This window comes from Microbacterium sp. NPDC089189 (genome assembly GCF_040685095.1).
Classification (GTDB): Bacteria; Actinomycetota; Actinomycetes; order Actinomycetales; family Microbacteriaceae; genus Microbacterium.
The window spans coordinates 1-12611 of sequence record NZ_JBFBHG010000017.1 but is presented as its reverse complement, the minus strand read 5'-3'; the positions used below and the strand labels follow the sequence as shown (position 1 = coordinate 12611).

Here is a 12611-nt window from a genome sequence, read left to right as displayed (position 1 = left end):
CGGGGCGCGCCTCGCCGTCCGGCCGTGCGCCGCCTCATCCGTTCGGCCGTCGGCAACGAACACAAGGTAGGGCACGGGCGAGCACCGGGGAATGAAATGGGCACGAGACGGGTTCTGATCAGTGCTCGGTTCCGCAAGGTTCCGGAGGAGGGGATCGTGGGCAAGAACTACATCGACATCGAGAACGAACGTGGCGAGATGCTGCGTTACCGCAAGCACGCGAACGGCCGCGGCCTGATCGCGAACGGCGCGAAGGTGCACCCGAGCGCCATCGTCGAAGCGGGTGCCTACGTCGAGCCCGGCGCACAGATCGCCGCCGAGGCCTACGTGGGTCGCGGCGCATGGATCGAGACCGACGTCGTCATCGGGCCGAAGGTCAAGATCGCCCCGCACGCGCACATCGCGGCGAAGGCCCATGTGGGGGCCGGAGCGCAGATCGGCGTACGCACGATGATCGGCACCGGCGCGAGCGTCGCCGGCGGCTCCCTCATCGGCGACGATCAGACGATCGCCGAGGGCGAGCGCGTCGCCACCGACCAACGAGGACTCCGTCTGGCCGCCTGATCACGACGATCACGACGGCGGCGTGCCCGCGTTAGCCTGAACACATGAGCACGAGCGGCGGAAAGCCCCGGCGCCCGCGCGCCGGAGCGCGCGGGGCGACCCCCGCGCAACGCCCGGCGAAGAAGAAGCCGGCGCCCGCCCGCCGCACCGCGCCCGACGCGCGCGCCGCGCTGCCCATCGGGCCGCTGCGCCTCGGCGCCATCCCGGGGGCGACCCCCGGCAAGTGGATCGACACCTGGAAGGAGCGGATGCCGCGGCATCCGCTCGAGCTCGTGCCCCTCGCGGTCGCCGACCAGGAGGATGCGCTCCGGGCGGGCGTCGTGGATGCGGCCATCGTGCGGCTCCCCGTCGACCGCGAGGCGTGGCACGCGTTCTCGCTCTACGACGAACTGCCCGTCGTCGTCTTCGGAGTCGACTCGCATCTGGGGGCCGCCGACGAGCTCGCCCTCGCCGACCTCGAGGGTGAAGTGCGGTTCGTGCCGAGCGACGACGTGCTCGATGTGCCGCTGCCGGGCACCGTTCCCCCCGCATTCTCGACCCCGCTCGACACCGCCGAGGCGATCGAGACGGTCGCGTCGGGGGCGGGGATCGTCGTGGTTCCGATGTCGCTCGCGCGGTTGCACCATCGACGCGACGTCACCTACCGGCCGCTTCGCGGCGGCCCGCTCTCGCCCGTCGGCTTCGCGTGGCCCCGCGACGACGCCTCACCGCTGGTCGACGTGCTCGTGGGCATCGTGCGCGGGCGCTCCGCGCGATCGTCGCGCTGAGCGCACGTCACCGCAGGACGAGTCGCGGCTCGACCAGGACGTGCGCCGAGCCGGCCGTGGCCGGACGCGCGACGACGCTGCTGCCCGTCTCCCCCATCAACAGTCCGAGCACACCCTCGGCCACCTGCTCGGGGAGCTGTTCGACGCTGCTGAGCCCCAGCGCCTCGGCCGCCGGCGTGTTGTCGAAGCCGATCACCTCGAGATCCTCACGTCCGGCTGCCGTCGCCGCCAGTCGCGCTCCGATGGCCAGCGTGTCGCTGGCGCAGACGATCGCGTCGACGGCCTCGCCGTCCGCCAGAGCGGCGGCGACGACCGCGCGCGCTTGAGCGACGTCCTCCTCCGCGACCAGGCGCAGCCCCGGCGCGTGCATCTCCTCGCGCCAGCCGCGCTCGCGGTCGTCGCCGGTCCCGGATCCTGACGGCCACCCGAGGAAGGCGACGCGGTCCTCGACCGATCGACGTGCGTGCCGGGTGGCGGCACGCACCCCGGCGGCGCCGTCCACGTCGACCCAGAGATGGGCGGGCGCGTCGACATCGTCCTCACCCCACGGCCGTCCGAAGGCGACGAACGGGACGTCACGTGCCAGCAGCCAGTGCGCGCGCGGATCTCCGTGGAAGGTGCCCGTCAGCACGATCGCGTCGATCTCCCCTCGCTCCACGAGCTCCCTCATCCGCTCGAGTTCCTCCTCCGGCGTGCGCGCGGCGTAGAGCAGCACCCGCATGCCCCGCTCGCCCGCACGCTCGGTGAGCGCGTGGACGAAGCGGTCGAGCACGACGCCCGAGACACCGCCCGCGTAGGGATCGAGGTGGATGCCGATCGTCGAGCTGCGCCGGGTGCGCAGTGCGCGCGCGGCCGTGTGGGGTCGATAGCCGAGCTCCGAGATGGCTCGCTGCACCCGTTCTCGCGTGGCGGCCTTGACCACATCCGGGGCGTTCAGCACGTTGGAGACGGTCTGCCGTGAGACGTCGGCGAGGCGGGCGACGTCTTCGACCGTCGGCGGCTTCGTCATGGCACCCCTTTGCATGAACGTTCAAATCGCTACCCTAGCGGGCCGGACGACGGGTTGACAGCGCCTCCGGGTGGTGGGGTATCGTGACGGTCGAACACGAAATTTGATCGTTCAAACTTTGTCTTCGGGTTCCCTGGCTCATCAAAGGAGAGAGACACATGACCATCCCGCGCACCCTGCGCTCGACGCTCGGAGCGACCGCGCTCGTCGCCGTCGGCGCCCTCGCCCTCACCGCATGCGGCTCCGGTTTCACCGACACCTCCTCGTCCGACAGCGAGGGCCTCACGTCGTCCGACGACGCGCTGAGCATCCTCATCGGTTCGTCCGGGGAGGCCGAGACGGCAGCCGTGACCGCGGCCGTCGCCGCCTGGTCGGAGCAGTCCGGCACCGCGGCGAGCGTGCAGGTCGCCAGCGATCTGCCGCAGGAGCTCTCGCAGGGCTTCGCGGCGGGCGACCCCGCCGATGTGTTCTACCTGTCGAGCGATGCGATCGCCGGTTACGCAGGCAACGGCTCGCTCAAGGCCTACGGCGACGAGCTCACCAACAAGGACGACTTCTATCCCTCGCTGGTGCAGAACTTCACGATCGACGATCAGTTCATCTGCGCGCCCAAGGACTTCTCCACCCTGTCGCTCATCATCAACGCCGACCTCTGGGCGGCCGCGGGGCTGACGGACGCCGACATCCCCACCGACTGGGACCAGCTCGCCTCGGTGGCCGCGACCCTCACGACGGACGGACGCGCCGGCCTCGCGTTCGGCGCGGAGTACCAGCGCATCGGCACCTTCATGGCCCAGGCGGGCGGCTCGCTCGTCACCGACGGCACCGCCGTCGCCGACAGCTCGGCCAACGTCGAGGCGCTCGACTACGTCGCCACGCATCTCGCCGACGGCACGTTCTCGTACGCCGCGGATCTGGGTGCGGGATGGGGCGGCGAGGCCTTCGGCAAGCAGCTCTCGGCGATGACGATCGAGGGCAACTGGATCACCGGCGCCCTCTCGGCCGACTACCCCGACCTGAACTACGTCGTCGCCCCGCTCCCCGCGGGCCCGGCGGGAGCGGGCACCCTGCAGTTCACCAACTGCTGGGGCATGGCCGCCGACAGCCCCAACCAGCAGGCAGCCCTCGAGCTCATCGAGTACCTGACGAGCACCGAGCAGCAGCTCGCCTTCTCGGACGCCTTCGGCCCCATGCCGTCGATCCTGTCCGCCGCGGAACAGTGGCGCACCGACAACCCCGATCTGGCCGCGTTCCTGGACGGCGCGGAGTACGCCGACTTCCCGCCCACGCAGGAGGGCGCCGCCGAGGTGATCAGCGACTTCAACGCCCAGCTCGAGTCCCTCTCGAGCTCGGACGCGGAGACGATCCTCGGCTCGGTGCAGTCCAACCTCGAGGCGATCCTGGGCTGAGTCATGACCGCCACCACCACCGCCACCGCGCCTCGCCGCGCCGGATCTCCTCGGGGCATCCGACGCGGGGAGGCGCGGGCGGGATGGGTCTTCGTCCTTCCCGTGGTCATCATCCTCGGCGTCTTCATGCTCATCCCCGTGCTGATGGCCGTCTGGGTCAGCGTCTCGGACTGGCAGGGGCGCGGCAGCCCCTTCTCCGCTGACGTGGGGTTCGTCGGCGCCGACAACTACGCCGCCGTGACCACCGGCGGCGGTCTGGCCGAGCGCAACTTCGGTATCTCGTTGCGCAACAACGCCTGGTACGTCCTGCTGGTCGTGCCGTTGCAGACCGCGATCTCGTTGCTGCTCGCGGTGCTCGTCAACCGCGCGGTCCTGCGCGGACGCGGGTTCTTCCGCACCGCCTTCTACTTCCCCTCGGTCACCAGCACCGTGGCGATCACGGTGCTGTGGCTGTTCCTGTTCTCGTCCTCCGGCGCGATCAACGAGATCCTGTCGTGGATCGGCATCAACGGTCCGAACTGGTTCAACGACCCCAGCGGGATCGTCCAGAACCTCCTCGCGGCGATCGGGATCGCCTCCGGCCCCGACGCACTCACGCAGTCGACCTTCCTGGGCCTGAGCTGGTGGGACTGGATCGGCGGCCCCTCGGTGGCGATGAGCGCCTTCATCCTCATGGCGGTGTTCACCACCTCGGGCACCTTCATGCTGCTCTTCCTCGCGGGGCTGCAGAACATCGGTGCCGACACCTACGAGGCCGCGATGATGGACGGCGCGAACGGCTGGCAGCGCTTCTGGCGCATCACCCTCCCTCAGCTCAAGCCCACGCTGTTCACCGTCCTGACCCTCGGGCTCATCGGGTGCTGGCAGGTGTTCGACCAGATCTACACCGGCACGCAGGGGGCGCCGAGCAAGACCACACTCACGCCCGCCTACCTGAGTTACCAGGCAGCGTTCGGCTCCCAGGAATGGGGTCAGGGTGCAGCGATCGCGTTCATCCTCTTCGCGATCATCGTCTTCTTCACCCTCGTGCAGCGATGGGTCCTCCGCGATCGCCCCGTCTCACGACGCCGCGCACGTCTCTACCAGCCGAAGGGCATCCGATGAGCGCCGCCACATCCACGCGCCTCCGGCACTCCCGACGGAACCGCCTTCCGGTCGGCCAGCTCGCCCTCTACGCGCTGCTCATCGCGCTCGCGCTCATCTACACGTATCCCTTCCTCGTGCAGGTCGCGACCTCCTTCAAGACCGAGGCGGATGCGGCCGCCGACCCCGTCTCGCTCATCCCCTCCCCGTGGTCGTGGGCGGCGTACGAGCGCCTGTTCGTGAACTCGGACTTCCCCGTCTGGTTCGCCAACTCGGCGATCGTCACGGTCGCCGTGACGATCGGTCGCGTCTTCTTCGACTCCCTCGCCGGCTACGCGCTGGCACGACTGCGATTCCGCGGTCGTGGGCTCGTCTTCGGTGCGGTCGTCGCCGTCATGGCCGTCCCGACGGTCGTGCTGCTCATCCCCAAGTTCCTGGTCATCAATCAACTCGGGATCTACGACTCCTACGCGGGCATGGTGCTGCCGCTGCTCGTCGACGCCGCGGGGGTGTTCATCATGAAGAACTTCTTCGAGTCGGTGCCCGCGTCCGTCGAGGAGCAGGCGCGCATCGACGGGGCCGGCCCGTTCCGCATCTTCTGGTCGGTCGTCCTGCCCATGGCCCGCCCCGCCCTCATCACGATCGTGATCCTGTCGTTCCAAGGATCGTGGAACGAGCTGAGCCACTTCATCGTCTCGACCCAGTCGCCCGAGCTGACGACGTTGACCAAGGGCGTCGCGTCGCTCGCGAGCGGTCAGCTCAGCCAGGGAACCCAGTACCCGCTCAAACTCGCAGCGGCCGCGATCATGACGATCCCCGTCGCCGTCATGTTCTTCGTGTTCCAGCGCCGCATCATGAACACCACCGAAGGAGCCGTCAAAGAATGACCCCCTCGCCCCGCCAGCCCCTGCTCGACGACGCCACGATCCTGCTGCGTGCGCCCTCTCAGGCCTGGTCGCGTACCAGCGGCGAGATGGGTGACGCGCCCATCGACGGCGTCTACCACGGAGACGTACGACACATCAGCGGACTGCGACTGCGGTGCGCTGACTCGCCGGTGGAGTGGGTGTCGCTCGCCGAGGACGGTCCGTCCCGGGCGGTGTTCGGCGCGCTGCTGCGCGGACTCGACAACCCCCTGCCCGATCCGCGCGTGCGTCTCCTGCGCGAACGGATCGTGTCCGCGGGAGAGATCCGGGAGACCTGGCGGATCGTGTCGGGCCTCGACACCGCGCTCGACACCGAGCTCGTGCTCGAGCTCGACGTCGACTTCGCCTCCTTGCACGAGATCAAGGCGGGGACGGTCGACGCCGGCACGGAGACGGTGTTCGCCCTCGACGGCTCGTCGGCACGAGCGCATCTCGCACCGAGCACGGTCACCCTCGACGCTCCGGGAGCGCGGCTCGAGACCCCCGCGCCCGGCACGGTGCGCGCGCGCTGGGCGGTGCACGTCGCGGCGCACTCCGAGACCTCGGTCTTCTGGACGGCGCGTCTGCACGACGACACGCTCGTCGTTGCGGGAACCGACGCCCCGGCCCCGTGGGATCGCTCGGCCCTCGCCCGTCGCGGGGCGGCGTCGGAGCCTCGGCTGGGCCGGTGGCTCGACCGGGCGCTCGGCGACCTCGAGGCGCTGCGCCTGGCGCTCCCCGACCATCCCGACGACGCGTTCTACGCCGCCGGAGCGCCCTGGTTCTTCACGCTGTTCGGCCGTGATTCGCTGTGGGCTGCGCGCTTGACCCTGCCCGTCGACGTATCGCTGGCCGCATCCACGCTGCGGGTGCTCGCGCGTCTGCAGGGCAGCCGGTCAGACCCCGACACCGCGGAGCAGCCGGGGAAGATCCTGCACGAACTGCGCGCCACGGCGCTCGAGATCCCCGCGGAGGGGGTCGTGCTGCCGCCGCTCTACTTCGGCAGCGTCGACGCGACAGCGCTCTGGGTCTGCCTTCTCGTCGACGCGTGGCGCGCGGGGATGCCGGAGGCCGAGGTCCGAGACCTGCTGCCCGCCCTCGACGGCGCCCTCTCGTGGCTGCGCGACGACGCGGATGCGGACGGCGACGGCTTCCTCGACTACATCGACGTGACCGGCCGGGGACTCGCGAACCAAGGCTGGAAGGACTCGGGCGACTCGATCCAGTGGCGGGACGGCTCTCTCGCGCTCGGTCCGATCGCCCTGTGCGAGGTGCAGGGCTACGCGTACGAGGCGGTGAGCGGTGCGGCCGAGGTGATCGAGGCCCTCCGCCATTCGGGACGGCACGAGCCCCGCGCTCTGCGCGAGTGGGCGGCGACGCTGCGCGCACGCTTCGCCGAGGCCTACTGGGTCGAGACGCCCGAGGGCCGCTACCCGGCGATCGCCCTCGATCGCGACAAGCGCCCGGTCGACACTCTGACGAGCAACATCGGCCACCTCATCGGCACCGGGATCCTGGACCCCGCCGATGAACGGCACGTCGCGGCGCTCCTGCGCGGAGCATCGATGAGCAGCGGCTACGGCCTGCGCACCATGTCGAGCGATGCCGGCGGGTACTGGCCCCTGGCCTACCACGGCGGCAGCGTCTGGGTGCATGACAGCGCGATCGCCGTGCACGGCCTCTCTCGCGCGGGGTTGTCCGACGACGCGCGCGCCATCGGCGATGAGCTGATCGCCGCCGCGGAGGGCTTCGACTACCGCGTTCCCGAACTGCACTCCGGCGACCCGGCAGCCACGACATCCCGGCCCACGCCGTATCCTGCCGCGTGCCGTCCGCAGGCCTGGTCGGCGGCAGCGGCGGTGACCGTCCTCGATGCCGCGGAACGGCGCGCGGGCGCATCCTAGAATCGAGGGATGGATCCGCGCCCCCTGCTCTACCTCTGCGTGCGCCCGCAGCGGGGCGCCGCGGACGCGGAGTACGCCTCGTTCCGCGTGGCGATGGGCCTCGACGAGACCCGGCTCGGCGCATGGGATCTGGTCGCGGACCCGCTGCCCGCCGACGCGGTCGAGCGGTACGCGGGTTTCGTGGTGGGCGGCAGCCCGTTCAACGTGACGACGCCCGCCAAGGACGCGCCGCAGCAGCGCCTCGAGGCCGATCTGGCGGATCTGGCGGATGCGGCCGCATCCGGGCGCACCCGGGCGATGTTCACCTGTTACGGCATCGGCGTGGTGACGCGGCGGTTCGGCGGAACGGTCGCACAGGACTACCCCGAGGGCACCGGCGCGACGACCGTGACGCTCACGGACGCGGGTCGTGACGATCCCGTCTTCGGCGCGCTGCCCGAGCGGTTCGAGGCCTTCACCGCCCACAAGGAGTCGACCGCGCGGCTGCCCGAGGGCGCGGTGCTGCTGGCCACCAACGCGGACTGCCCGGTGCAGGCCTACCGGTTGGGCGAGCGGCTGTACACGACCCAGTTCCATCCCGAGGTCACCCCGCAGGACTTCACCGACCGGATGACCTTCTACCGCGACGGCGGGTACTTCGCGCCGAGCGAGTTCGATGCCGTCGCCGCACGCGTGCTGGCCGCGCCCGTGACCGAGCCCGCCCGCATCCTGCGCGCGTTCGCCGCCTTCGAGGCCTGACCCGGCCTCAGCGCCGGGCGCGCAGGCGCCCCACGACGCGCACGATCGTCACCAGCGCGATCACCGCCGCCGCGACGATGGCCGCGATGCCGATCGTCGTGCTCTCGGGCTCGTCCGCGAGGCGTCCGACCGCGAGCCACGAGAGGCCCCAGACCAGCGCGATCGACGGCGCGATGCGCCCGAACCAGGCGATGCCGCAGCCGATCGCCGCGACCGCGATCAGCACGACGACGCCCCAGACGTCGGCGGCCGATTCCGTCTCGGCCGGAAGCGTGCGCGTCAGGAATGCCGCCGTGTTCGCGACCGTCGCCAACGTCACCCATCCCAGGTGCAGCCCCGTCACTCCGTCGATCAGCACCGCCGAGACCACGCCCTCGCCGCGCTCGCGCACGATGCGGCGCCAGGTGAACGCCAGCGCCGCCAGCAGCAGCACGATGACGAGCACCGTGATCGGCAGCGTCGTGTACTGCGCCGAGACCAGCCACAGGCCGTTCAGCACCTCGGTGAGGGCGATGAGCCAACCGAGCCGGCGCTGGCGTTCGCTCCCGCGCTGACCCGGCAGCGCCTGCCAGACGGCATAGGCGATGAGCCCGATGTAGACGGCCGACCAGATCGAGAAGGCCTGCTGCGCCGGGGCGAGGTAGCTCGCGTCCGCGTCGAGGGCGCCGTCCTGCAGGTCCTGCACGGCCGTGCCGCCGAAGAGGCCGGTGCCGACCATGGCGGCGACCAGCATGAAGCCCGTGGCCGACAGGACGGCGATCTGGCGGGTGAGATCGGATGAGCGCGTAGCGGTGACGTTCATGCAATAACGCTAGATAATCTAGCTATCTCCCCGCCAGGGGTTGACACCGCCCCCCCCTGCCCGCCGCCGTGCCGCGCCGCCGTACCGCGCCGCCGCGCCGCCGTGCCGCGCCGCCGTACCGCCGTGCCGCGCCGCCGCCACGAGGCTGGGAGACCGCGAGTGAGCATCCATTCCGCGAGTGAGCACCCGATCGGGTGCTCACTCGGCGGGGCGGGGGGGTGCGGGGTGCGTCAGCGGGAGCTGGCGAGCACCCGCGCGGACTCCCGCTCGGCGTTGTTGTTCTTCTTGCCCGCCCGCGACCCGTCGAGCTTGGCGCGGATGTGCTCGCCGACCGTGATCGGGTCGTAGAGGTCGGGGTGGTCGGCATCCACGCACGAGGGCAGCGTCTCGATGAGCGCATCGACGTTGCCGTCGTGGAAGAAGGCGGCCGAACGGCGCCGTTCGATCGTGCCGTCGATGACCGGCGGCTTGACGCGATGGAGCGTCGACATCCAGCGTTCGTTCGTCCAGCGCGCCGTGACGTCGCCGAGGTTCACCAGCAGCGCGTCGTCGGCCGGCTGCACGTCGTTCCACGACCCGTCCGCACCGAGCACCTGCAGGCCGTGCACCTGATCGGCCCAGAGGATCGTGACGATGCCGTAGTCGGTGTGCTCGCCCATGCCGATCAGGTCGCCGTCGAGGCGCACATCGGTGCCCGCGGGCAGCGCGTAGTTGTTCATCCGCATGACGTCGAGGGAGTGGTCGGTGCGGGCGGCGAAGAAGTCCGCGTCGACCCCGAGCGCATCGGCGAAGATCCGCGTCATCGCGCGCGCCACCCGAGCGGCCTCGCCGAAGTAGGTGCGCACGCCCTCCTCGAAGCGCGCGACATCCGGCCACACGTTGTCGGCGTAGTCGGGCTGCGGCAGATCGGACGCATCGGGGTAGTCGGCGTGGGTAGCGCCGACGTTGAACGCCTCGAAGAAGTCGTTCATCCGGCTCGCCGGCTCGACGCCCAGCGACAGGCTGAGCGACTCGGACTTGGGCGGGCTGTAGCCGCGGTTGATCGAGGGCGGGGTGCGGTACGTCTTCTTGGTCTCGAGGTCGAGCGCGAAGAATCCGTCCATCGCCTCGGTGAGCCCCGAGATGACGTCGGCGGGAATGCCGTGCCCGGTGATCTGGATGAAGCCGACGGTGCGGCAGGCCTCATCGATCCGCCGGGCGACGTCGGCGCGGGCCTCGGGTGAGCCATCGGTCACGTACGGGGTGATGTCGATGGTCGGAACGTGGAATGTCATGGCGACTCCTGGATGGGGATCGCCCTCGGAAGGGCGACCGATGGGTATCGGGTTAGCCACTTCACGGTTTCCCACCGCGGCTCGAAGAGCCACGGCGCGTGTTTACATGAACGCTGCGGCCAGAGTAGGCCCCTGCTGTTTCGCCGACGTTACGAGGTGCGGGCACTGTGGGCCACGCCGAGTGAGCATCCGTTCCGCGAGTGAGCATCTGATCGGGTGCTCGCTCGCGGAATGGATGCTCGTTCGGCGGCAGGGCGGGGGCGGCGCCGAGCGGGGCCCGGGGCGGTCAGCCGAGCGGCGGGCCGAGCACGACGGCGGACTCCGCTGCCACCCGCACGGCGCCGCCCTCGACCGCGGTCGCGACGGTCGACAGCAGCAGCGCCTCACCCGCGTCGACCGCGACATCCCAGGGCTCGGCCGTCAGGTTCACGGCGATGCGGACCGCGCCGCGTCCGAGGAGGAAGCGTCGGGCGTCCGGCGCCGCATCCGGGTCGAGGTCCTCGGCGGACAGGTGCGCCGACGCCGGGTCGGTGAGCTCGGGGCGTTCCGCGCGCAGGCGTGCGAGATCGCGGTAGAGGGCGAGGATGCGGGCGTGATCGCCGCGGGCGACTTCGCTCCAGTCGAGCCGGGAGCGTTCGAACGTGGCGGGGTCCTGCGGGTCGGGGACGAGGGATTCGTCCCAGCCCATCTCGGCGAACTCCGCCGTCCGGCCGGTGCGTACGGCATCCCCCAGCCAGTCCTCCGGGTGCGAGGTGAAGAACTGCCACGGCGTCGACGCCGCCCACTCCTCCCCCATGAACAGCATCGGAGTTCCGGGGGCGGTGAGGGTCAGCACGGCAGCGACCGCCAGCCGATCGGCCGACAGCGTCTGCGACAGCCGGTCGCCCGCCGCGCGGTTGCCGATCTGGTCGTGGTCCTGCGCGAAGGTCACGAGCCGCCACGTGGGCGTCTGGGTCGGGACCGGGTGGCCGTGGGTGCGCCCGCGGAACGACGAGTACGTGCCGTCGTGGAAGAAGCCGCGCGTCCACACCTTCGACAGGGCGTCGGATGCCGCGAAGTCGGCGTAGTAGCCGACGGTCTCGCCGGTGAGCGCGACGTGCACGGCGTGATGCCAGTCGTCGCTCCACTGCGCGGTCAGCCCGTAGCCCGCCGCCTCGCGCGGCAGGATCAGGGTCGGATCGTTCATGTCGGATTCCGCGATCAGGGTGAGCGGGCGCCCGACATGCGCCGAGAGCGCGTCGACGGCTTCGGCCATCTCCTGCAGGATGTGCACCGGCTGCTCGTCGTGCAGCGCGTGGACCGCGTCGAGGCGCAGCCCGTCGACGTGGAAGTCGCGCAACCACTGGAGCGCGTTCTCGACGATGTACGCCCGCACCGCCGGCTCGTCGAGGTTGACCGAGTCGCCCCAGGTGTTGCGGCTGCCCTCCCGCAGGTACGGGCCGAACTCGGGCAGGTAGTTGCCGGACGGGCCGAGGTGGTTGTAGACGACGTCCTGCAGCACGGCGAGGCCGGCAGCGTGCGCCGCATCCACGAACCGGGCGTAGGCGGCGGGACCGCCGTAGGCCTCGTGCACGGTGTACCAGAGCACACCGTCGTATCCCCAGTTCCAGGTGCCGTTGAAGCCGTTGACCGGAAGCAGTTCGATGTGGCTGACACCCAGCTCGACGAGATGGGGGAGCTTGTCGATCGCGGCATCCAGCGTGCCCTCGGGGGTGAAGGTGCCGAGGTGCAGCTCGTAGATCAGACCGTCGGCGAGCTGCCGCCCGGTCCAGGCGTCATCCGTCCACGCGAAGCGCGCGGTGTCCACGGCGGCGGATGCGGCGTGCACCCCGTCGGGCTGACGGCGGGAGCGGGGGTCGGGGCGCAGCTCACCCTCATCCACCACGAAGCCGTACCGCTCGCCGTCCGCGAGCGTCAGATCGGCGCGCCACCATCCGTCGCCCGCACGCGCGAGCTCGACCTCCGTACCCGCGCGGGATCCGGGGGTGGATGTGGCCTCCACTGCGCCGCCGCCGGCGGCCGCAGCCGTCCCAGTGCGCACCCGCACGCGCTGCGCCCGCGGCGCCCAGACCTCGATCATCGGAACTCCCTGGTGTCGTCAGCGCCGAGCGCACACCCCGTCGTCGAGCGCACATCTTCCGGGATGTGCGCTCGAC

At 70.9% G+C, this 12611-nt stretch carries 11 protein-coding genes; 7 read left to right on the top strand and 4 right to left on the bottom strand.

The genetic code is table 11. The features are described from left to right. Positions 1-156 precede the first annotated feature (156 nt). Together AB0N73_RS10950 and AB0N73_RS10945 are read left to right on the top strand one after the other, a co-directional pair. Positions 157-564, top strand: a complete 408-nt coding sequence (locus AB0N73_RS10950) for a transferase (RefSeq protein ID WP_363563319.1) — start codon at positions 157-159, stop codon at positions 562-564. Positions 565-608: 44 nt separating this feature from the next. Then, positions 609-1331 (top strand): LysR substrate-binding domain-containing protein, encoded by a 723-nt coding sequence (locus AB0N73_RS10945; protein ID WP_363563317.1) that lies wholly within the window; start codon positions 609-611, stop codon positions 1329-1331. 7 nt (positions 1332-1338) lie between these two features. Here the strand turns inward: AB0N73_RS10945 and AB0N73_RS10940 are convergent, their stop codons facing one another. Continuing rightward, on the bottom strand, positions 1339-2340 hold the full coding sequence (locus AB0N73_RS10940; protein WP_363563315.1) for a LacI family DNA-binding transcriptional regulator: 1002 nt from the start codon (positions 2338-2340) through the stop codon (positions 1339-1341). A 158-nt stretch (positions 2341-2498) separates the two neighbouring features. Here AB0N73_RS10940 and AB0N73_RS10935 point away from each other — a divergent pair, with 158 nt between their 5' ends. Genes AB0N73_RS10935 through AB0N73_RS10915 form a run of 5 tightly spaced genes read left to right on the top strand, consistent with a single transcriptional unit; the run spans position 2499 to position 8379 of the window. After that, complete coding sequence (locus AB0N73_RS10935) at positions 2499-3749, top strand: extracellular solute-binding protein (protein ID WP_363563313.1); 1251 nt, start codon at positions 2499-2501, stop codon at positions 3747-3749. A 3-nt stretch (positions 3750-3752) separates the two neighbouring features. Then, positions 3753-4853 carry a sugar ABC transporter permease gene (locus tag AB0N73_RS10930; protein ID WP_363563311.1) on the top strand — a complete coding sequence of 367 codons (1101 nt, stop codon included), beginning with the start codon at positions 3753-3755 and terminating at the stop codon, positions 4851-4853. Further along, positions 4850-5719 carry a carbohydrate ABC transporter permease gene (locus AB0N73_RS10925; protein ID WP_363563309.1) on the top strand — a complete coding sequence of 290 codons (870 nt, stop codon included), beginning with the start codon at positions 4850-4852 and terminating at the stop codon, positions 5717-5719. Before AB0N73_RS10930 ends, AB0N73_RS10925 begins: the two co-directional genes overlap by 4 nt. Continuing rightward, positions 5716-7641: a glycogen debranching N-terminal domain-containing protein gene (locus AB0N73_RS10920; RefSeq protein WP_363563307.1), complete on the top strand. Its 1926-nt coding sequence runs from the start codon at positions 5716-5718 to the stop codon at positions 7639-7641. The genes AB0N73_RS10925 and AB0N73_RS10920 overlap by 4 nt, the downstream gene beginning before the upstream one ends. 9 nt (positions 7642-7650) lie before the next feature. Beyond that, positions 7651-8379: a GMP synthase gene (locus tag AB0N73_RS10915; protein WP_363563305.1), complete on the top strand. Its 729-nt coding sequence runs from the start codon at positions 7651-7653 to the stop codon at positions 8377-8379. Between the two features lie 7 nt (positions 8380-8386). Here AB0N73_RS10915 and AB0N73_RS10910 read toward each other — a convergent pair whose 3' ends face one another. The 3 genes from AB0N73_RS10910 to treZ form a co-directional block, all read right to left on the bottom strand. Then, positions 8387-9181 (bottom strand): tryptophan-rich sensory protein, encoded by a 795-nt coding sequence (locus AB0N73_RS10910; protein ID WP_363563303.1) that lies wholly within the window; start codon positions 9179-9181, stop codon positions 8387-8389. 230 nt (positions 9182-9411) lie between these two features. Next, the gene (locus AB0N73_RS10905) at positions 9412-10455 is read right to left on the bottom strand and encodes a 2-oxoglutarate and iron-dependent oxygenase domain-containing protein (protein ID WP_363563301.1); all 1044 of its coding nucleotides are present in this window, start codon (positions 10453-10455) and stop codon (positions 9412-9414) included. A 286-nt stretch (positions 10456-10741) separates the two neighbouring features. Then, the gene (gene treZ, locus AB0N73_RS10900; RefSeq protein WP_363563299.1) at positions 10742-12535 is read right to left on the bottom strand and encodes a malto-oligosyltrehalose trehalohydrolase; all 1794 of its coding nucleotides are present in this window, start codon (positions 12533-12535) and stop codon (positions 10742-10744) included. Positions 12536-12611 lie beyond the last annotated feature (76 nt).

What these genes read in the sequence shown, in the direction of transcription:
- AB0N73_RS10940 (WP_363563315.1), bottom strand. Translation starts at nt 2,340, where the DNA reads ATGACGAAGCCGCCGACGGTCGAAGACGTCGCCCGCCTCGCCGACGTC.
- AB0N73_RS10945 (WP_363563317.1), top strand. Translation starts at nt 609, where the DNA reads ATGAGCACGAGCGGCGGAAAGCCCCGGCGCCCGCGCGCCGGAGCGCGC.
- treZ (WP_363563299.1), bottom strand. Translation starts at nt 12,535, where the DNA reads ATGATCGAGGTCTGGGCGCCGCGGGCGCAGCGCGTGCGGGTGCGCACT.
- AB0N73_RS10930 (WP_363563311.1), top strand. Translation starts at nt 3,753, where the DNA reads ATGACCGCCACCACCACCGCCACCGCGCCTCGCCGCGCCGGATCTCCT.
- AB0N73_RS10915 (WP_363563305.1), top strand. Translation starts at nt 7,651, where the DNA reads ATGGATCCGCGCCCCCTGCTCTACCTCTGCGTGCGCCCGCAGCGGGGC.
- AB0N73_RS10935 (WP_363563313.1), top strand. Translation starts at nt 2,499, where the DNA reads ATGACCATCCCGCGCACCCTGCGCTCGACGCTCGGAGCGACCGCGCTC.
- AB0N73_RS10920 (WP_363563307.1), top strand. Translation starts at nt 5,716, where the DNA reads ATGACCCCCTCGCCCCGCCAGCCCCTGCTCGACGACGCCACGATCCTG.
- AB0N73_RS10905 (WP_363563301.1), bottom strand. Translation starts at nt 10,455, where the DNA reads ATGACATTCCACGTTCCGACCATCGACATCACCCCGTACGTGACCGAT.
- AB0N73_RS10910 (WP_363563303.1), bottom strand. Translation starts at nt 9,181, where the DNA reads ATGAACGTCACCGCTACGCGCTCATCCGATCTCACCCGCCAGATCGCC.
- AB0N73_RS10925 (WP_363563309.1), top strand. Translation starts at nt 4,850, where the DNA reads ATGAGCGCCGCCACATCCACGCGCCTCCGGCACTCCCGACGGAACCGC.